The sequence below is a fragment of the Pantoea eucalypti genome (assembly GCF_009646115.1).
GTDB classification, from domain to species: domain Bacteria; phylum Pseudomonadota; class Gammaproteobacteria; order Enterobacterales; family Enterobacteriaceae; genus Pantoea; species Pantoea eucalypti.
Genome location: NZ_CP045720.1, coordinates 1,290,948 through 1,310,229 on the forward strand (window position 1 = coordinate 1,290,948; position 19,282 = coordinate 1,310,229).

The window sequence follows — 19,282 nt, forward strand, 5'->3', positions numbered from 1 at the left end:
GGCATGCCTCGTGGCATGCCTTTTTCGTTGTTACCAGACGCTTAACCTTCAGCCTGCTGTGACTGAATAGCCGTCAGGGCGATGGTATAGACGATGTCGTCAACCAGCGCACCGCGCGACAGATCGTTGACCGGCTTACGCATACCCTGCAGCATCGGTCCGATTGAGATCAGATCGGCTGAACGCTGTACCGCTTTGTAGGTGGTGTTACCGGTGTTGAGATCCGGGAAGATAAACACGGTAGCGCGACCTGCAACCTGTGAATTTGGCGCTTTCGATTTCGCCACATCTTCCATGATCGCGGCGTCATACTGCAGCGGACCATCGATGACCAGATCAGGACGTTTCTCCTGCGCAATGCGCGTTGCTTCACGCACTTTCTCAACATCGCTACCTGCACCTGACGTGCCGGTAGAGTAGGAGATCATCGCCACACGCGGATCGATACCAAAGGCGCTGGCAGAATCAGCTGACTGGATAGCAATCTCAGCCAGCTGCTCAGCGGTGGGATCCGGGTTAATGGCGCAGTCACCGTAGACCAGCACCTGCTCCGGCAGCAGCATAAAGAACACGGATGAAACCAGCGAGCTGTTCGGCGCGGTTTTGATCAACTGCAGTGGCGGACGAATGGTGTTGGCGGTGGTGTGAACCGCGCCTGAAACCAGACCATCCACTTCACCGCTCTCCAGCATCATGGTGCCGAGAACCACGTTATCTTCCAGCTGCTCCTGAGCGACCACTTCGGTCATGCCTTTGCTCTTACGCAGCTCAACCAGACGTGGCACGTAGTTTTCACGTACCTGCTCCGGGTCAACAATTTCGACACCTTTGCCCAGTACGACACCCTGAGCCGCAGCGACACGCTGAATCTCATCCGGATTGCCTAACAGGACGCAGGTGGCGATACCGCGCTCAGCACAGATAGAGGCCGCTTTAACCGTACGCGGCTCATCACCCTCTGGCAGCACGACGCGTTTACCCGCTTTACGCGCGAGCTCAGTCAGCTGGTAGCGGAAGGCTGGAGGTGACAGGCGACGGCTGCGCTCAGAGGTGGCGGTCAGTGACTCAATCCACTCGGCATTAATGTAGCTGGCCACATATTCCTGCACTTTCTCAATGCGCTGCGTATCGTCAGCAGGCACTTCAAGATTAAAGCTCTGCAGGCTCAGGGAGGTCTGCCAGGTGTTGGTTTTCACCATAAACACCGGCAGGCCGGTCTGGAAAGCCCGGTCGCAGAGACGGGCGATGCGATCGTCAATCTCATAGTTACCGGTCAGCAGAATTGCACCAATTTCAATGCCGTTCATCGCGGCCAGACAGGCGGCGACCAGCACATCAGGGCGGTCTGCGGAAGTCACCAGCAGTGAGCCAGGACGGAAATGCTCCAGCATGTGCGGGATACTGCGCGCACAGAAGGTGACGGATTTGACCCGGCGGGTCTGAATTTCACCTTCATTGATGATACGCGCATCCAGGTGGCGGCACATATCGATCGCGCGGGTAGCAATCAGATCAAAGCTCCACGGCACGCAGCCCAGCACCGGCAGCGGGCTGTCTGAGAACAGCTGCTTTGGATCGATGTTGGCGATGCTCGCTTTTGAGGAGTCATCAAAGATCTCTGACAGGTCAGGACGGGTACGCCCCTGATCATCCACCGGCGCGTTGAGTTTGTTGATAATTACGCCCGTGATATTTTTGTTCTTCTGACCGCCGAAGCTGCTCTGAGTCAGTTCAATGCGCTCTTTCAACTGTGCCGGCGAGTCATTGCCCAGCGCCATCACGAAGACGATTTCTGCGTTCAGGGTTTTGGCGATTTCGTAGTTCAGCGCGTTGGCAAACTGATGCTTACGGGTCGGCACAAGCCCTTCAACCAGAACCACTTCCGCATCCTGCGTGTTGGCATGGTAACGGGAGATGATCTCTTCCATCAGCACATCCTGCTGGTTCGATCCCAGCAGAGATTCAACACGTGACATCTGCAGCGGTTCAGCGGCAGGAATCGAGGAGTTCTTACGGATGATGGTGGTGGTTTGATCCGGCGTATCGCCGCCGCTACGCGGCTGAGCAATTGGCTTGAAGACGCTGAGACGGACGCCTTTGCGCTCCATGGCGCGAATAACGCCGAGGCTGACGCTGGTCAGGCCGACGCTGGTGCCGGTCGGAATGAGCATAATTGTACGTGACACGTTTGAACCTCTCAGTAATGGCAGGGTGTCAAAAACAACTCCGTCAGCCTGAGCTGACGGAGAGAAGTGTTTTACGCAGTCAGCCGCGCGGCGTCCTGGGCGATGACCAGTTCTTCGTTGGTCGGAATCACCAGCGCCGGGCGAGTGCCTTCTTTATTGATGTAACCAGATTTGCCGAAACGGGCGGCCAGGTTGCGATCGTGGTCAACTTCAAAGCCCAGCAGCGCCAGTTTTTTCAGTGAGAGTTCACGCACCATCGCGGCGTTTTCGCCGATGCCGCCGGTAAACACGACGGCGTCAAGACGGCCATCCATCAGCGCGGTGTAACTGCCGATATATTTCGCCAGACGATGACAGAAGACATCCATTGCACGCTTCGCATCTTCTTTGGTGCTGTAGTTATCTTCAACGTAGCGGCAGTCGCTGGTGACTTCGGTCAGACCTAACAGGCCAGACTCTTTAGTCAGCAGTTTATTGATGGCATCAACGCTCATACCCAGCGTATCGTGGAGGAAGAAGACTATCGCCGGGTCGATGTCGCCACTGCGCGTACCCATCACCAGGCCTTCCAGCGGGGTCAGACCCATTGAGGTGTCCACGCACTCGCCGTTGCGAATCGCAGAGACCGAACCGCCGTTGCCGAGGTGACAGGTGATGATGTTCAGTGACGCCAGTGGCTTGTTAAGCATTTTGGCCGCTTCGTGAGTCACGTAGAAGTGGCTGGTACCATGTGCGCCATAGCGACGAACGCCATGCTCTTTGTACAATTTGTACGGCAGCGCATAGAGATAAGACTCTTCCGGCATTGTCTGATGGAAAGCGGTGTCAAATACCGCGACATTCTTGTCTGACAGGTGAGGGAAATTTTTCATCGCTTCATCAATACCGATCAGATGAGCCGGATTGTGCAGCGGTGCGAAAGAGGAGGCGTCTTTGATGCCCTGGACGACTTTTTCAGTGATGATGACTGACTGCGTCAGTTTTTCGCCGCCATGAACGATACGATGGCCGATTGCAGCAATTTGTGCCGAAAGCTCAGGTTTTTGTGCCAGAATGGATTTAACGATAAAGTTCAGCGCTTCGCTGTGCGCTGCGCCAGCACCCAGAGGCGCTTCCTGTTTTTCGCCTTCCAGCTTCCATTTGATACGGGCTTCAGGAAGATGGAAACATTCCGCCAGGCCTGACAGGAACTCTTCACCGCTGGCAGGGTTAAGAATGGCAAACTTCAGGGAAGAGCTGCCACAGTTCAGAACCAGAACTAACTTACTCGACATGGAAGTACCTATTTTTTGAGAGTGGCTAAATTAAACGCAATCAGACTATCAGCGTAGCCCATGAAAGCTGGTAGATTAATGACAAACATCATGCGGTAGACAGAAATCTGCGATTCCGCAAAAAATTTCGGTAATCTTACGCGAAAATTTTAAGATTGCCTTGTCGAAACTTGGCTCAGGCCTCTTCCCAAAGGCGCATTCCGCTTCCGGAGAGGTGTTAAAACGGCGTCAGAATAGCTGGAGTCATCTTTAAAGACAAAAATAATTGAAGCTTGTTACGTAAAGTTGTGTCTTTATAACTATTTTTTAATCTTTGCAGTATTAGTTGAGGTGAGCCATGGCGAATGAATCTGGCAGTACCAATTGGTTTCGGATGTTTCAGCGCGGCCAACACTATATGAAGACCTGGCCTGCTGATAAGCGCCTGGCCCCCGTGTTCCCGGAAAACCGGGTTTCATCGGCAACCCGTTTTGCCATTCGTTTTATGCCACCTCTGGCGATTTTTACGCTGACCTGGCAGATTGCGATGGGCGGTCAGTTAGGCCCGGCCGTGGCGACTGCGCTGTTTGCCTGCAGCCTGCCGATGCAGGGACTGTGGTGGCTGGGCAAGCGTTCAGTGACGCCACTGCCGCCAACGCTGCTTAACTGGTTTCATGAGGTGCGTACCCGACTGGAAGAAGCCGGGCAGGCGATAGCACCGGTTGAAGGCAAGCCGACTTATCAGGCACTGGCCGATCTGCTTAAGCGGGCGTTTAAACAGCTCGACCGCACCTTCCTCGACGATCTCTAGGCAAACCCAGGCTGGCGGTAAAATAATTACCGCTAACCTGCGGCCAAATCAAAGAAAGGCGAGACGGCGGTTTCCGTGTCGTTAACGCTGTGCAATCATTTCTCCATTGTCGATTAACTGAGCGGTCTCTGACCGGGAGTCAATGATGGAAATGACCCATGCACAGCGTTTGATTCTCACTAACCAGTATAAAATCATGGCGATGCTTGAGCCTGAAAATGCTGAACGCTTCCGCCGTTACCAGACCATCATCGAACGCGGCTATGCGCTGCAGATGCGTGAACTGGACAAAGAGTTTGGCGAACTCAGCGAAGCGATCTGCCGGACGGTGATCGATATTATGGAGATGCATCATGCCCTCCATGTTTCCTGGTCGAACCTCAAAGATAAAGGTCAGCTTGAAGCGCGCCGTCTCGCCTTTTTGGGCTTTGATGCGGCAACTGAAGCGCGGCTGCTGGGCTACGTCCGTTTTATGGTGAATACAGAAGGGCGGTATACCCACTTCGATTCCGGTACTCACGGTTTCAATGCCCAGACCCCAATGTGGGAAAAGTATCAACGCATGTTAGCTTTGTGGCAGACTTGTCCGCGCCAGTACCATTTAAGTGCAAATGAAATTGCACAAGTGATCAATGCCTGAAGAGGAGGAGCGCGTGACCTACAGAGGTTTTCTATTTGATTTAGACGGCACGCTGGTGGATTCGCTGCCAGCGGTTGAACGAGCCTGGAGCCAGTGGGGTGCCCGTCATGGTATCGCCGCTGATGAGATCCTGGATTTTATCCATGGCAAACAGGCGATCACCTCTTTGCGTCATTTTATGGCAGGTCAGTCGGAAGAGGCTATACAGGCGGAGTTTACCGCGCTGGAGCAGGCTGAAGCGGCGGACACCGACGGTGTGCAGGCGCTGCCCGGTGCCGTCGCGTTGCTGAACCGGCTGAACGAACTGAATATTCCCTGGGCAATTGTCACCTCAGGCTCGGTGCCGGTCGCTCATGCCCGTCACAAAGCCGCGGGGTTACCAAAGCCTGCTGTGTTCATTACGGCTGAGCAGGTGGCGAAAGGTAAACCTGAACCCGATCCTTACCTGCTGGGTGCGGAGAAACTGGGGTTAGCGGCGACAGCGTGCGTAGTGGCAGAAGATGCTCCCGCCGGAATTTTATCCGGCCTGAATGCGGGCTGCACGGTGATTGCTATTAATCCTGCGGCGGAGACACCCCGGCTGGATGACGTGGCGCTTAAGCTCGAATCGCTGGCATCGCTGGTAGTTTCCCGCGAGTCTGATGGCAGTTTTACCTTTAGTCAGCAGGCTTAAGGGTTCGCCCGGCGGCCAGTTCGCCGGGCTTAAAGAGGCGTATCCTGCGAGATTTCATCCAGTGACAGGCTGAAGCTCGGAATGAACACGTCAACGAAGTAATCCATCTCCGGCGAACGACGCTGCGCCAGGGTCTTTTCCAGCCGTGCTTTCGCCAGTAAAAATTCATTATTCCCGGCAGACAACTCTTCAAGACACTTAACATAGGCACAGAGCGCATCCGCCTGTTTCACAACGGCCTGCTCCTCTTCGCTATGCAGATGCTCATCGATCAGCGGGCGATAGATTTCCTGAAACTCTTCCGGCAGCATCTCAATCAGCTTTTGCTGAGCAATCTTTTCGATTTTCTTATATTCGTGGGCGATCTGCGCGTTGTAATACTTCACCGGTGTCGGTAAATCGCCGGTAAGCACTTCACTGGCATCGTGATAAAGCGCCAGCATGGCAATACGATCGGCATTAAGCGACCCGCTGAACTTGAGATTTTTGATCACCGCCAGGGCGTGCGCCACCATAGCGACCTGCAGACTGTGTTCCGAGACATTTTCGGTGCGCACATTGCGCATCAGCGGCCAGCGATTAATCAGCTTAAGACGGGAGAGGTGAGCAAAGAAGTGGCTTTGTGTCATGCGCGTTCCTGTTGGCAGGCAGGGGAGAGACCGGCTCTCCCCAAATAACGTCAGTATACGCGGGCGTGATTACTGACGATAGCCTTGCAGGAAACGCCCAAATTTATTAATCGCCATCTCCAGGTCATCGACGCGTGGCAGCGTAACGATGCGAAGATGATCGGGCCATGGCCAGTTGAACGCACTGCCCTGAACCAGCAACACTTTTTCCTGTAACAGAAAATCCAGCACCATCTTCTGATCGTCGAAGATATTGAATTTTTTGGCATCGATTTTCGGGAACATGTAGAGCGCGCCCTGCGGCTTCACACAGCTGACGCCAGGAATATCATTGATCAACTCCCATGCACGCTGGCGCTGCTCGTAGAGACGACCACCAGGCATGATAAATTCGCTGATGCTCTGATAGCCGCCCAGTGCCGTCTGAATCGCATGCTGCGCCGGGACGTTGGCACACAGACGCATTGAGGCGAGCATTTCCAGCCCTTCAATATAGCCTTTCGCATGTTTCTTCGGCCCGTTCAGTACCATCCAGCCCTGACGGAAACCGGCCACGCGATAGGTTTTGGAGAGGCCATTGAACGTCACGGTCAGTAGATCGGGCGCCAGGGCCGCAATGCAGTGATGCTGGGCGTCGTCGTAAAGGATCTTGTCGTAGATTTCGTCGGCGAAAATGATCAGATTATGCTGACGCGCAATTTCAACCACCTCTAACAGCAGTTCTTTACTGTAGACCGCGCCGGTAGGGTTATTCGGGTTGATGATCACGATGCCACGGGTACGAGGCGTTATCTTGCTACGGATATCATCCAGATCAGGGAACCAGCCGGCAGACTCATCACACAGATAGTGCACCGCTTTACCGCTGGAGAGAGAAACCGCGGCTGTCCATAAGGGATAGTCGGGCGCGGGCACCAGCATTTCGTCGCCGCTATTCAGTAACGCCTGCATCGCCTGCACGATGAGTTCTGATACCCCGTTACCGATATAAATATCTTCTACCGTGACATCGCGCATGTCGCGTGCCTGATAGTGCTGCATGATTGCTTTACGGGCGGAGTAGAGGCCCTTGGAGTCGCAATAACCCTGAGCGCTGGGAAGGTTACGAATGACATCAACCAGGATCTCATCCGGTGCTTCGAAACCAAACGGCGCCGGATTGCCAATGTTCAGCTTGAGAACTTTATTACCTTCTTCTTCAAGGCGCTTAGCCTCTTTCAGTACCGGTCCACGGATGTCATAACAGACGTTATCGAGTTTTCCGGATTTATCAATTTGAAAAGTCATTGTTACCGCCTTGATGGGCAGAATCCTTGTGGCTGCCACAGAAATCGAACCAGCACAATGTACTCTCCTCACGGTCACAAAAGAAGGGTGCCGCCCCGTTTTGGCGGGTTCAACAACTTTTTGCAGAATGCGTAGCGTAAAAAGTAACAGCTCTCGCTGAGGGTGGTTAATAAAACTATGTATAAAGAAATTTTTAGAATTTTAATCCACCCAAAACCGTAGCGAGCCAACATCTGCCTCTGGAATTTAAAAAGGTTTGTGGACTCAATACGGAGAGATATTTTCTTTACCGCTGAAATATACACTTTGAGGAATAGTTAAAATTTATTTTATTAATGTTCGTTTTATGGCCAGTTTTATAACATGAGAACTATTTACGCCTTAACACTGCTTAAGAGTGTGCTGTTTAAGGCCTTGTGATCGCCGGAAAAGTACCAAAAAAGGCGTTTCATTCGGCACCTTAAATACAGGATAGTGAGCACTACTTAACACTTCCTCACTAACTTTCAGAACGTTGAAGGCTTAAAAAGTGATCAATAATGTGGCATAAGGGTCACGAAATGCCTTTGTCACAAAATTTACAGCGCTTTTCACAAAATCATTTCCATTTTGAAGTCAAAAATGATTAAGTATAATTTATTATTTAGTGCACTTCGCCGCTTCGCCTTGATAGCCCGCTAAGTGTAGTTTTTATCCCGCCCGATTCATTCCGGTGGGAATAAGACAACTAAACAGCTTCCTGCATTTGCGCACCCCAGCGCCATCGGTACAGAAGAAGTTGTCTCTGTCTTAAAGCATCGTGCTCCCTTCGGGTGAGTCAACGGTGCAGGTTCCACATAAAATTTTTTTATGTCAGTCTTCACACAGGACTGTCATTAAGCACCATTACCGCTTATCACTTTGATAAGCTTGTAATAACACCAGGGTAGTAGTTCGTAAAAATCTTATAAGTGAAGAAAAAACATGACTAATGCAAATCGTCCGATACTGAATCTCGACCTCGATCTGCTGAGAACTTTCGTTGCCGTTGCGGATTTGAATACCTTTGCAGCCGCCGCTGCAGCGGTCTGCAGAACCCAGTCAGCAGTCAGTCAGCAGATGCAGCGTCTGGAGCAATTGGTAGGTAAAGAGCTGTTTGCCAGACATGGACGTAATAAGCTTTTAACAGAGCATGGGATCCAGCTTTTAGGCTATGCCAGAAAAATTCTTCGTTTTAACGACGAAGCCTGTACATCTCTGATGTACAGCAACATTCAGGGCGTACTGACTATTGGTGCCTCTGATGACACCTCTGACACTATTCTGCCGTTCCTGTTAAACCGGGTGACCTCGGTTTATCCGAAACTGGCCATTGATGTGCGGGTTAAACGTAATCCATTCATGATGGAAATGCTCAATCAGGGTGAAGTGGACCTGGTGGTGACAACGTCCAGCCCGGGCAACTTTACCTATCAGGTACTGCGTACTTCACCCACCTTGTGGTACTGCGCAGCGGACTATATCTTCCAGCGCGGCGAAGCGATTCCATTGGTGCTGCTGGATGAGCCAAGTCCTTACCGTGATATGGCCATTGATCATCTCAATGAAGCCGGTATCCCATGGCGTATCTCTTACGTCGCTTCTACTCTGGCTGCCGTACGAGCTGCAGTGAAAGCGGGTCTTGGCGTAACAGCGCGCCCGGTCGAGATGATGAGCCCGGAACTGCGTGTTATGGGTGCGGCTGAAGGTCTGCCGGTTCTCCCGGATACGCAGTATCTGCTGTGCCGTAATCCTGACAGTGATAATGAGCTGGCGCTGGCTATCTTTAATGCCATGCAGTCTACTAATGATCCGTACAATCTGAGCAACAATCCAGATGGTGCGTTGCTGTTGGATGACGAAGAGTAATAGCGCTAACGTGTTGTACTCAACATCAGCGCCATTGCCTTAACAAACGCTTATAAATAAGCCTCTCATTCTTTGAACAGAACGAGGGGCTTTTTTACTATCTGACCCTTGTCAGACTCGCCCCGACGACAACCTCCCTGATGTAAACCCCTCACTGTATTTCACTCCATTACAAACTGAAATCTGCAATCCATAAAAACGAACCTTTTGTTCCGTATCAAGGCTTCAGGTGGAGGAAATTAACGCAAAAAGGGCAAAAGTGTGTTCTGGATCAAGAAAATACCCCTGCTAAGGGGAAGGAAAAAAGAGTCATACCTGTCAAAATATGTTTGTTAAACGCACGATCCATGCGTGTGATTACCCGCTACACTAAAATTAACCCTACAGACTGAAGCGATTTAGCTGGAAAGCGGGGCATCATTTGTTAATAATATGATGCAGGTGTGAAATAATGTTTGGATACTTTTGTCAAAGTTGACAAAAGGTTATAGAAAGGAGTAAAAAACCCCATTAAATTGCTGTTTATTCCGTAATAACAGTGACATTTAAAAGGTTTTTACCCTTCCCTTGAATCGATGTGGTCAGTTTGCTGCGGGAAACGCGTGCAGGATGCCAGCGCCACTTTTGATGAGTAAGCAATGAGTATGTCAACTACCACCGAAATCATCGCTCAGCACTGGGCGTTTATCGTATTTATCGTTATTGCCTTTGGCTTGTGTGCTTTCATGCTGACCGGAGGATGGTTGCTTGGCGGCAGAGCGCGCGCCCGCTATAAAGACACGCCATTCGAATCGGGCATTGAATCCGTTGGTGACACCCATATCCGCCTGTCGGCGAAATTTTATCTGGTTGCGATGTTTTTCGTCATTTTTGACGTCGAAGCCCTCTTTTTATACGCATGGGCGACTTCAATCCGCGAAAGCGGTTGGGTCGGCTTTGTGGAAGCCGCAATTTTCATTTTGGTGCTCCTTGCGGGTCTGGTCTATCTGGTACGCATTGGCGCACTGGACTGGGCTCCAGCTCGCCGTCGCGTAGTGGTGAAAACTACTACGGTCAGCCACACCAATCCTCATAAGCAGTAAAAGAGAGGCAATAAGATGGACTATACGCTCACCCGCATAGACCCGAACGGTGGTGAGAACGACCGTTATCCTCTGCAAAAGCAGGAAATCGTCAGCGATCCGCTGGAGCAGCACGTTCATCGCAGCGTTTATATGGGCAAACTCGAAAATGCCCTGCATGACATGGTGAACTGGGGACGTAAAAACTCACTCTGGCCTTATAACTTTGGCCTGTCCTGTTGTTACGTTGAGATGACCACATCGTTTACCGCGGTCCATGACGTGGCACGTTTTGGTGCTGAAGTTATGCGCGCCTCGCCACGCCAGGCGGATTTCATGGTTATTGCCGGCACGCCGTTTACCAAAATGGCTCCGGTTATTCAGCGTTTATACGATCAGATGCTGGAGCCAAAATGGGTGATCTCAATGGGTGCCTGCGCAAATTCGGGCGGCATGTATGACATCTATTCGGTGGTGCAGGGCGTCGATAAATTCCTGCCAGTAGATGTCTATATTCCTGGCTGCCCGCCACGTCCTGAAGCCTACATGCAGGCACTGCTGCTGTTGCAGGAGTCGATCGGCAAAGAGCGCCGTCCGCTTTCATGGGTTGTCGGCGACCAGGGCGTTTACCGCGCTAACATGCCTTCAGAGCGTGAAAGAAAACGCGGCGAGCGCATCGCAGTCACAAACCTGCGCAGCCCGGACGAAGTTTAAAACCGTATGGATGGAAAAGAGCGCCTGCAGCAGAACATCACAATTTAATGCATGGCCCCATCCTGACGCCTTCATTTGAGTGCCTGAGACCAGGCCGGAATGGTGAGTAACGTATGACAGATTTGACCACGCAAGATCTCGCTCAGCCTTCATGGCAAACCCGTGATCACCTTGATGACCCGGTGATCGGCGAGTTGCGTAACCGTTTTGGGCCGGATGCCTTCACTGTACAGCCAACCCGCACCGGCATTCCGGTGGTCTGGGTTAAGCGTGAACAGATACTGGAAATTACCGAGTTCCTGCGTAAATTACCGAAGCCTTACGTCATGCTGTATGACCTGCATGGCGTGGATGAGCGTTTACGTACCCACCGTGCAGGCCTGCCTGCGGCGGATTTTTCCGTTTTCTACCACCTGCTGTCGATTGAACGCAACCGCGACATCATGCTCAAGGTGGCACTCTCTGAAAACGACATGCATCTGCCGACCATCACCCGTCTTTTCCCGAATGCCAACTGGTATGAGCGTGAAACCTGGGAGATGTTTGGTATTACCTTTGATGGTCACCCGCACCTGACGCGCATCATGATGCCGTCTACCTGGGAAGGCCATCCGCTGCGTAAAGATTACCCGGCGCGCGCCACCGAATTCGATCCTTTCACGCTGACTAAGCAGAAAGAAGATTTAGAGATGGAGGCGCTGACCTTTAAGCCTGAAGACTGGGGCATGAAGCGCAGCACCACCAACGAAGACTTCATGTTCCTGAACCTCGGGCCTAACCACCCGTCGGCGCACGGTGCGTTCCGCATCATCCTGCAGCTGGACGGTGAAGAGATTGTCGACTGCGTACCTGACATCGGTTATCACCATCGTGGTGCCGAAAAGATGGGTGAGCGTCAGTCCTGGCACAGCTACATTCCTTACACTGACCGTATCGAGTACCTCGGCGGCTGCGTGAACGAAATGCCTTACGTGCTGGCGGTAGAAAAACTGGCCGGTATCGTGGTGCCCGATCGCGTAAACGTGATCCGCGTGATGCTCTCTGAGCTGTTCCGCATTAACAGCCATCTGCTTTATATCTCGACCTTTATTCAGGACGTCGGCGCGATGACGCCGGTGTTCTTTGCCTTTACCGATCGCCAGAAAATCTATGATGTGGTTGAAGCCATTACCGGTTTCCGTATGCACCCGGCCTGGTTCCGTATCGGTGGTGTAGCACACGACCTGCCGCGAGGCTGGGAACGTCTGCTGCGTGACTTCCTGGACTGGATGCCGAAGCGTCTGAAGGAATATGACAAAGCGGCACTGCGTAACACCGTGCTGATTGGTCGTTCTAAAGGCGTTGCTGCTTACAATATGGAAGAGGCGCTGGCGTGGGGCACGACCGGTGCCGGTCTGCGTGCCACGGGTCTCGACTTTGACGTGCGCAAATGGCGTCCATACTCAGGCTACGAAAACTTCGATTTCGAAATTCCGGTCGGCGACGGCGTCAGCGATGCTTACAGCCGTGTTCAGCTGAAGATGGAAGAGATGTGGCAGTCGCTGCGTATCCTTGAGCAGTGTCTCAACAATATGCCAGAGGGGCCGTTTAAAGCGGATCACCCGCTGACCACGCCACCACCGAAAGAGCGTACGCTGCAGCACATCGAAACGCTGATCACCCACTTCCTGCAGGTTTCGTGGGGACCGGTGATGCCAGCCAATGAATCGTTCCAGATGATTGAAGCGACGAAAGGGATCAACAGCTACTACCTGACCAGCGATGGCAGCACCATGAGCTACCGCACCCGCGTGCGTACGCCGAGCTTCCCGCATCTGCAGCAGATTCCTTCAGTAATCCGTGGCAGCCTGGTATCCGACCTGATCGTATATCTGGGTAGTATCGATTTTGTTATGTCAGACGTGGACCGCTAATTATGCACGATCAACACATTGCCATTAAAACGATCGACCCTAACGAGGTCTTCGTGCTGAGCGCGGAAGAGCATCACGCTATTGAGCACGAAAAACACCACTACGAAGATGCGCGTGCAGCCTCCATTGAAGCGCTGAAGATCGTGCAGAAACAGCGCGGCTGGGTGCCGGACGGCGCAATCAACGCGATTGCCGACGTACTGGGTATCCCGGCGAGTGATGTTGAAGGGGTGGCGACGTTTTATAGCCAGATCTTCCGTCAGCCGGTTGGCCGTCATGTGATCCGTTATTGTGACAGCGTGGTCTGTCACATCACCGGTTATCAGGGCATCCAGTCCGCACTGGAGCAGCAGCTGAATATCAAACCGGGTCAAACCACTGCTGATGGCCGCTTTACGCTGCTGCCAACCTGCTGCCTGGGTAACTGTGACAAGGGCCCAACGATGATGGTGGATGAAGACACGCATGTTCATCTGACGCCAGAAGGCATTCCCTCTTTGCTGGAGCAGTATCAATGACAATCAAACAGATCATTCGTACTGCTGAAACCCATCCGCTCACCTGGCGGATGCGTGACGACAAGCAACCTGTCTGGCTAGATGAATATCGCAGCAAGAACGGCTATGCCGGTGCGGAAAAAGCGCTGAAAAGCATGTCACAGGATGAAATTGTCGCGGCAGTCAAAGACTCCGGCCTGAAAGGGCGCGGCGGTGCAGGCTTCTCTACCGGTCTGAAGTGGAGCCTGATGCCGAAAGATGAGTCGATGAACATCCGTTACCTGCTGTGTAACGCCGATGAAATGGAGCCAGGCACCTATAAAGACCGCCTGCTGATGGAGCAGATGCCTCACCAGCTGGTGGAAGGAATGCTGATCAGCGCCTTTGCGCTAAAGGCCTACCGTGGCTACATCTTCTTACGTGGCGAATACATTGAAGCGGCGGTGCATCTGCGTCGTGCGATTGCTGAAGCCACGGAAGCGGGCTATCTCGGTAAAAATATTCTCGGTACCGGCTTCGACTTTGAGCTGATCGTCCATACCGGCGCAGGGCGTTATATCTGCGGCGAAGAGACGGCACTGATTAACTCACTGGAAGGCCGTCGTGCTAACCCGCGTTCCAAGCCGCCATTCCCGGCGAGTGCGGGCGCGTGGGGCAAACCGACCTGCGTGAACAACGTAGAGACCCTCTCGAACGTGCCGGCGATTCTGGCCAACGGTGTGGAGTGGTACAAAAACATCTCTAAAAGCGAAGATGCCGGTACCAAAATGATGGGCTTCTCCGGGCGGGTTAAAAATCCCGGCGTCTGGGAGCTGCCATTCGGTATCACCGCCCGTGAGATCCTGGAAGATTATGCAGGCGGCATGCGTGACGGACTGAAGTTCAAGGCCTGGCAGCCCGGCGGCGCAGGGACTGACTTCCTGACCGACCAGCACCTGGATCTGCCGATGGAATTTGCCAGCATTGGCAAAGCGGGCAGTCGTCTGGGTACGGCGCTGGCAATGGCCGTTGATCACGAGATCAACATGGTTTCCCTGGTGCGTAACCTGGAAGAGTTCTTTGCCCGTGAGTCGTGCGGCTGGTGTACTCCGTGTCGTGACGGTCTGCCGTGGAGCGTGAAAATTCTGCGTGCGCTGGAGCAGAAGCAGGGCCAGCCAGGAGATATTGAAACCTTACTGCAACTCTGCCGTCAGCTTGGCCCGGGTAAAACCTTCTGTGCGCATGCGCCGGGTGCGGTTGAGCCGCTGCAGAGTGCGATTAAATATTTCCGTGAAGAGTTTGAAGCCGGCATGGCGCCGCAGGTGTTTGGCAATACCCGTGCCATTGGCGGGATCCAGCCAAACCTGTTGAAAGCGCGCTGGTAATTCACCAAAAAACGGAACAGGCCTGGTGCCGCCGCCCCGACAATGTCGTGCGTCGGGGCAAGAATATGATTAACGCTCGTCTCTGACGAGCCTTACGGAAGCATGTCACTATGGCTACAATTCATGTAGACGGTAAAGAGTATGATGTGAACGGAGCGGACAACCTGCTACAGGCATGTCTCTCTCTGGGCCTTGATATTCCTTACTTTTGCTGGCATCCGGCGCTGGGAAGCGTTGGGGCCTGCCGCCAGTGTGCGGTAAAGCAATTCCAGAATGCCGAAGATACCCGCGGCCGTCTTGTCATGTCCTGCATGACACCGGCCTCTGACGGCACATTCATCTCCATCGATGATGGCGAAGCGAAAGAGTTCCGCGAAAGCGTGGTGGAGTGGCTGATGACCAACCACCCGCACGACTGTCCGGTGTGCGAAGAGGGCGGTAACTGTCACCTGCAGGATATGACAGTAATGACCGGCCACAGCTTCCGCCGCTATCGCTTCACCAAACGTACTCACCGTAATCAGGATCTCGGTCCGTTCATCTCCCACGAGATGAACCGCTGTATCGCCTGTTACCGCTGTGTGCGTTACTACAAAGATTATGCCGATGGCAAAGATCTGGGTGTCTACGGCGCGCATGACAACGTCTACTTTGGTCGCCCGGAAGATGGCACGCTGGAAAGCGAGTTCTCTGGCAACCTGGTTGAAATCTGCCCGACCGGCGTCTTCACGGATAAAACCCACTCAGAACGCTATAACCGTAAATGGGATATGCAGTTTGCGCCGAGCATCTGCCAGCAGTGCAGTGTCGGCTGTAACACCAGCCCGGGTGAGCGTTATGGTGAGTTGCGTCGTATTGAAAACCGCTATAACGGCACCGTAAACCACTACTTCCTGTGTGACCGTGGCCGCTTTGGCTATGGCTACGTGAACCGCAAAGATCGTCCACGCCAGCCGATGCTGCTGCGCGGCAATGACTGGGTTACGCTGAACGCAGAGCAGGCGGTCAATGCCGGTGCAGATTTGCTGCGTCAGGCGAAGAAAGTGATTGGCATCGGCTCGCCGCGCGCCAGCGTTGAAAGTAACTTTGCACTGCGTGAACTGGTGGGCGCAGAGAACTTCTCAACCGGTATGCCAGCGGACGAGCAGGCCCGTCTTGAACTGATGCTCAAAGTCCTGCGCGAAAGCGGTGTCTATACGCCATCGCTGCGTGAAATTGAAAGCTACGATGCGGTGCTGGTGCTGGGTGAAGACCTTACACAGGTTGGTGCTCGCGTGGCACTCTCTGTCCGTCAGGCGGTAAAAGGCAAAGCGCGTGATATGGCCGCTGCGCAGAAAGTCGCAGACTGGCAGATCGCCGCCATTATGAACATCGGTCAGAACGCGAAGCATCCTCTGTTCGTTACCCATGTTGATGAAACCCGTCTGGATGATATCGCGGCATGGAGCTATCGTGCGCCGGTTGAAGATCAGGCGCGCCTCGGCTTCGCTATCGCCAGTGCACTGGATGAATCTGCTCCGGCAGTGACCGATTTCGACAGCAAGCTCAACGGGAAAATGGACGTTGTCGTTCAGGCGCTGGCCGGCGCGAAAAAGCCATTAATCATCTCCGGTACTCACTCAGGCAGCAGCGCAGTCATTGAAGCCGCAGCGAACGTGGCGAAAGCCCTGAAGGCACGCGGCGCAGATGTCGGCATTACTCTGCTGGCGGGTCACGCCAACAGCATCGGTCTGGGCATGATCGGCGGTAATCCGCTGGAGCATGCGCTGGAGCAACTGAGCAACGGTGAAGCCGATGCGCTGGTGGTGCTGGAAAATGACCTCTATCGTCACGCACCAAAAGCCGTGGTGGATGCAGCCCTGGCGCAGACCACGAACGTGATTGTGGTTGATCATCAGCGTACAGCCACGCTGGAGAAAGCGGGTCTGGTGTTATCCACCGCCAGCTTCGCTGAAAGTGATGGTACGTCAATTAACCATGAAGGCCGCGCACAGCGTTTCTTCCAGGTTTACGATCCTGCCTATTACGACAGCAACGTTGTGATGCTGGAAAGCTGGCGCTGGCTGCACTCGCTGCACAGCACGCTGGAAAGCCGTCACGTGGACTGGACGCAGCTCGATCACGTGATCGATGCCGTGGTGACCCGTCTGCCACAGCTCGCGGGTATTAAAGAAGCGGCACCTGATGCCAGCTTCCGCATCCGTGGTCAGAAACTGGCGCGTTCTCCAATACGTAACAGTGGACGTACTGCGATGCGCGCGAATATCAGCGTTCATGAACCGCGTCAGCCGCAGGACCAGGACACCATGTTCGCCTTCTCTATGGAAGGGAACAACCAGCCATCAGCTCCGCGTTCGCAGATTCCGTTTGCCTGGGCTCCAGGCTGGAACTCACCGCAGGCGTGGAACAAGTTCCAGGCTGAAGTGGGCGGCAAACTGCGTCATGGCGATCCGGGCGTACGCCTGTTTGAAGCCAGCAACAGTGAGCTGCCATGGTTCACAACCGTTCCTGCCGCGTTTGTCAGTGATGCGAAGTGGCGTGTGGCGCCTCTCCACCGGTTGTTCGGTAGCGAAGAGATGTCACAGCGTTCACCGGTCTTCCAGCAGCGCATGACAGAGCCTGCATTGGTGATTAACCCGGAGGATGCAGCGAAGCTGGGCGTCAACAATGGCGCGGCGGTTGAATTCAGCTGTGCCGGCGAGACAGTGCGTCTGCCGGTCCGTTTCTCGGCGTCACTGCAGGCGGGTCAGATTGGTCTGCCGCTGGGTATGCCGGGCGTTCCGCCATTCCTGGCGAACGGTAAAATCGACACTCTGCAGGAGGCGGCGCAATGAGCTGGTTAACACCGGACGTTATCGACATTCTGCTGGCCATTGTTAAAGCCATTGTGATTCTGCTGGTGGTTGTGGCCTGCGGCGCGTTCATGAGCTTCGCCGAGCGTCGTCTGCTCGGCCTGTTCCAGAACCGTTACGGACCTAACCGCGTCGGCTGGGGCGGCTCGCTCCAGCTGGTTGCGGACATGATCAAAATGTTCTTTAAAGAGGACTGGGTTCCGCCATTTACCGACCGCTTTATCTTTACCCTTGCGCCGGTTATTGCCTTTGTTTCTCTGCTGCTGGCCTTTGCTATCGTGCCAGTGTCGCCAACCTGGATGGTGACAGACCTGAATATCGGTCTGCTGTTCTTCCTGATGATGGCGGGCCTTGCGGTCTACGCCGTGCTGTTTGCTGGCTGGTCGAGTAACAACAAATACTCGCTGCTGGGTGCGATGCGCGCCTCGGCGCAGACGCTGAGCTACGAAGTGTTCCTGGGTCTGTCGCTGATGGGTGTGGTGGCGCAGGCGGGCTCGTTCAACATGAACGATATCGTCAACAGCCAGACGCACCTGTGGAACATCATTCCGCAGTTCTTTGGTTTCGTAACCTTCTGTATTGCTGGCGTGGCGGTGTGTCACCGTCATCCCTTTGACCAGCCAGAAGCGGAGCAGGAACTGGCAGATGGTTATCACATTGAATATGCCGGCATGAAGTTTGGCCTGTTCTTTGTCGGCGAATATGTGGCGATTACCACCGTTTCAGCGCTGATCGTAACGCTGTTCTTTGGTGGCTGGCACGGACCTTTCCTGCCGCCGTTCATCTGGTTCGCCCTGAAAACGGCGTTCTTTATGATGATGTTCATCCTGATTCGTGCTGCGCTTCCGCGTCCACGCTACGACCAGGTGCTGTCATTCGGCTGGAAAGTGTGTCTGCCGTTGACGCTGTTGAACCTGCTGGCGACTGCCGCAGTGATTCTCTACACAGCGCCGTAAGGGGTTAACAAATGACTTTGAAAGATATTGTCGTAGGCTTTGGCACGACAGTTCGCAGTATCTGGCTGATAGGGCTGCACGCCTTTGCCAAACGTGAAACGCAGATGTACCCGGAAGAGCCGGTTTATCTGCCGCCACGCTATCGTGGCCGTATCGTGTTAACCCGCGATCCGGATGGTCAGGAGCGTTGCGTCGCCTGTAACCTGTGTGCGGTTGCCTGTCCGGTTGGCTGTATTTCACTACAGAAAGCCGAGACCAAAGATGGCCGCTGGTACCCGGAGTTCTTCCGCATCAACTTCTCACGCTGTATTTTCTGCGGCATGTGTGAAGAAGCCTGTCCGACCACCGCGATTCAGCTTACCCCGGATTTCGAACTGGGTGAGTTTAAGCGTCAGGATCTGGTGTATGAAAAGGACGATCTGCTGATTTCGGGACCGGGTAAATATCCGGAGTACAACTTCTACCGCATGGCAGGTATGGCGATTGACGGTAAAGATAAGGGCGAAGCGGAAAACGAAGCCAAGCCTATCGACGTCAAAGGCTTATTACCTTAAGGAGC

The 19,282-nt window shown here is 53.6% G+C and carries 16 protein-coding genes; 12 read left to right on the forward strand and 4 right to left on the reverse strand.

The features are described 5' to 3' along the window. Positions 1-41 precede the first annotated feature (41 nt). Positions 42-2,171 carry a phosphate acetyltransferase gene (pta, locus tag EE896_RS06135; RefSeq protein ID WP_033743374.1) on the reverse strand — a complete coding sequence of 710 codons (2,130 nt, stop codon included), beginning with the start codon at positions 2,169-2,171 and terminating at the stop codon, positions 42-44. A gap of 86 nt (positions 2,172-2,257) precedes the next feature. Continuing rightward, positions 2,258-3,460: an acetate kinase gene (gene ackA / locus EE896_RS06140; protein WP_008926474.1), complete on the reverse strand. Its 1,203-nt coding sequence runs from the start codon at positions 3,458-3,460 to the stop codon at positions 2,258-2,260. Positions 3,461-3,797: 337 nt separating this feature from the next. Between ackA and yfbV the strand changes: the two genes are divergently transcribed. From yfbV to EE896_RS06155, 3 genes are all read left to right on the forward strand, one after another. Then, entirely contained in the window at positions 3,798-4,250 is a 453-nt protein-coding gene (gene yfbV, locus EE896_RS06145; RefSeq protein WP_008926473.1) for a terminus macrodomain insulation protein YfbV, read from the forward strand. A 145-nt stretch (positions 4,251-4,395) separates the two neighbouring features. Continuing rightward, positions 4,396-4,890 (forward strand): YfbU family protein, encoded by a 495-nt coding sequence (locus tag EE896_RS06150; RefSeq protein ID WP_003854251.1) that lies wholly within the window; start codon positions 4,396-4,398, stop codon positions 4,888-4,890. Between the two features lie 13 nt (positions 4,891-4,903). Next, positions 4,904-5,563 carry a sugar phosphatase gene (locus tag EE896_RS06155; protein WP_003854250.1) on the forward strand — a complete coding sequence of 220 codons (660 nt, stop codon included), beginning with the start codon at positions 4,904-4,906 and terminating at the stop codon, positions 5,561-5,563. A gap of 29 nt (positions 5,564-5,592) precedes the next feature. On the opposite strand, the gene yfbR is transcribed toward EE896_RS06155, so the two are convergent. After that, positions 5,593-6,192 carry a 5'-deoxynucleotidase gene (gene yfbR, locus EE896_RS06160; protein ID WP_039659732.1) on the reverse strand — a complete coding sequence of 200 codons (600 nt, stop codon included), beginning with the start codon at positions 6,190-6,192 and terminating at the stop codon, positions 5,593-5,595. A gap of 69 nt (positions 6,193-6,261) precedes the next feature. After that, complete coding sequence (locus tag EE896_RS06165; RefSeq protein WP_003854248.1) at positions 6,262-7,479, reverse strand: pyridoxal phosphate-dependent aminotransferase; 1,218 nt, start codon at positions 7,477-7,479, stop codon at positions 6,262-6,264. A 963-nt stretch (positions 7,480-8,442) separates the two neighbouring features. Here EE896_RS06165 and lrhA point away from each other — a divergent pair. From lrhA to nuoI, 9 genes are all read left to right on the forward strand, one after another. Continuing rightward, the gene (gene lrhA, locus EE896_RS06170) at positions 8,443-9,366 is read left to right on the forward strand and encodes a transcriptional regulator LrhA (protein ID WP_003854247.1); all 924 of its coding nucleotides are present in this window, start codon (positions 8,443-8,445) and stop codon (positions 9,364-9,366) included. A 638-nt stretch (positions 9,367-10,004) separates the two neighbouring features. Beyond that, complete coding sequence (locus EE896_RS06175; RefSeq protein ID WP_003854246.1) at positions 10,005-10,448, forward strand: NADH-quinone oxidoreductase subunit A; 444 nt, start codon at positions 10,005-10,007, stop codon at positions 10,446-10,448. A gap of 15 nt (positions 10,449-10,463) precedes the next feature. Continuing rightward, entirely contained in the window at positions 10,464-11,141 is a 678-nt protein-coding gene (locus tag EE896_RS06180) for a NuoB/complex I 20 kDa subunit family protein (protein WP_003854245.1), read from the forward strand. A gap of 113 nt (positions 11,142-11,254) precedes the next feature. After that, positions 11,255-13,054 carry an NADH-quinone oxidoreductase subunit C/D gene (nuoC, locus tag EE896_RS06185; protein ID WP_008926471.1) on the forward strand — a complete coding sequence of 600 codons (1,800 nt, stop codon included), beginning with the start codon at positions 11,255-11,257 and terminating at the stop codon, positions 13,052-13,054. Positions 13,055-13,056: 2 nt separating this feature from the next. Next, positions 13,057-13,572, forward strand: coding sequence for an NADH-quinone oxidoreductase subunit NuoE (gene nuoE, locus EE896_RS06190; RefSeq protein ID WP_003854243.1), 516 nt, complete (start codon positions 13,057-13,059; stop codon positions 13,570-13,572). A gap of 2 nt (positions 13,573-13,574) precedes the next feature. Next, entirely contained in the window at positions 13,575-14,915 is a 1,341-nt protein-coding gene (gene nuoF / locus EE896_RS06195; protein ID WP_175501446.1) for an NADH-quinone oxidoreductase subunit NuoF, read from the forward strand. Positions 14,916-15,025: 110 nt separating this feature from the next. Continuing rightward, entirely contained in the window at positions 15,026-17,749 is a 2,724-nt protein-coding gene (gene nuoG, locus EE896_RS06200; RefSeq protein ID WP_105098955.1) for an NADH-quinone oxidoreductase subunit NuoG, read from the forward strand. After that, positions 17,746-18,723, forward strand: a complete 978-nt coding sequence (gene nuoH / locus EE896_RS06205) for an NADH-quinone oxidoreductase subunit NuoH (protein ID WP_003854240.1) — start codon at positions 17,746-17,748, stop codon at positions 18,721-18,723. Before nuoG ends, nuoH begins: the two co-directional genes overlap by 4 nt. Positions 18,724-18,734: 11 nt before the next feature. After that, a complete protein-coding gene (gene nuoI, locus EE896_RS06210; RefSeq protein ID WP_003854239.1) occupies positions 18,735-19,277 on the forward strand; it encodes an NADH-quinone oxidoreductase subunit NuoI in 543 nt (180 codons plus the stop codon). Positions 19,278-19,282 lie beyond the last annotated feature (5 nt).

Excerpts from the sequence above, each read along its gene's own strand:
- pta (WP_033743374.1), bottom strand. The coding sequence starts at position 2,171 with ATGCTCATTCCGACCGGCACCAGCGTCGGCCTGACCAGCGTCAGCCTC.
- ackA (WP_008926474.1), bottom strand. The coding sequence starts at position 3,460 with ATGTCGAGTAAGTTAGTTCTGGTTCTGAACTGTGGCAGCTCTTCCCTG.
- yfbV (WP_008926473.1), top strand. The coding sequence starts at position 3,798 with ATGGCGAATGAATCTGGCAGTACCAATTGGTTTCGGATGTTTCAGCGC.
- EE896_RS06150 (WP_003854251.1), top strand. The coding sequence starts at position 4,396 with ATGGAAATGACCCATGCACAGCGTTTGATTCTCACTAACCAGTATAAA.
- yfbR (WP_039659732.1), bottom strand. The coding sequence starts at position 6,192 with ATGACACAAAGCCACTTCTTTGCTCACCTCTCCCGTCTTAAGCTGATT.
- EE896_RS06165 (WP_003854248.1), bottom strand. The coding sequence starts at position 7,479 with ATGACTTTTCAAATTGATAAATCCGGAAAACTCGATAACGTCTGTTAT.
- lrhA (WP_003854247.1), top strand. The coding sequence starts at position 8,443 with ATGACTAATGCAAATCGTCCGATACTGAATCTCGACCTCGATCTGCTG.
- EE896_RS06175 (WP_003854246.1), top strand. The coding sequence starts at position 10,005 with ATGAGTATGTCAACTACCACCGAAATCATCGCTCAGCACTGGGCGTTT.
- EE896_RS06180 (WP_003854245.1), top strand. The coding sequence starts at position 10,464 with ATGGACTATACGCTCACCCGCATAGACCCGAACGGTGGTGAGAACGAC.
- nuoC (WP_008926471.1), top strand. The coding sequence starts at position 11,255 with ATGACAGATTTGACCACGCAAGATCTCGCTCAGCCTTCATGGCAAACC.
- nuoE (WP_003854243.1), top strand. The coding sequence starts at position 13,057 with ATGCACGATCAACACATTGCCATTAAAACGATCGACCCTAACGAGGTC.
- nuoG (WP_105098955.1), top strand. The coding sequence starts at position 15,026 with ATGGCTACAATTCATGTAGACGGTAAAGAGTATGATGTGAACGGAGCG.
- nuoH (WP_003854240.1), top strand. The coding sequence starts at position 17,746 with ATGAGCTGGTTAACACCGGACGTTATCGACATTCTGCTGGCCATTGTT.
- nuoI (WP_003854239.1), top strand. The coding sequence starts at position 18,735 with ATGACTTTGAAAGATATTGTCGTAGGCTTTGGCACGACAGTTCGCAGT.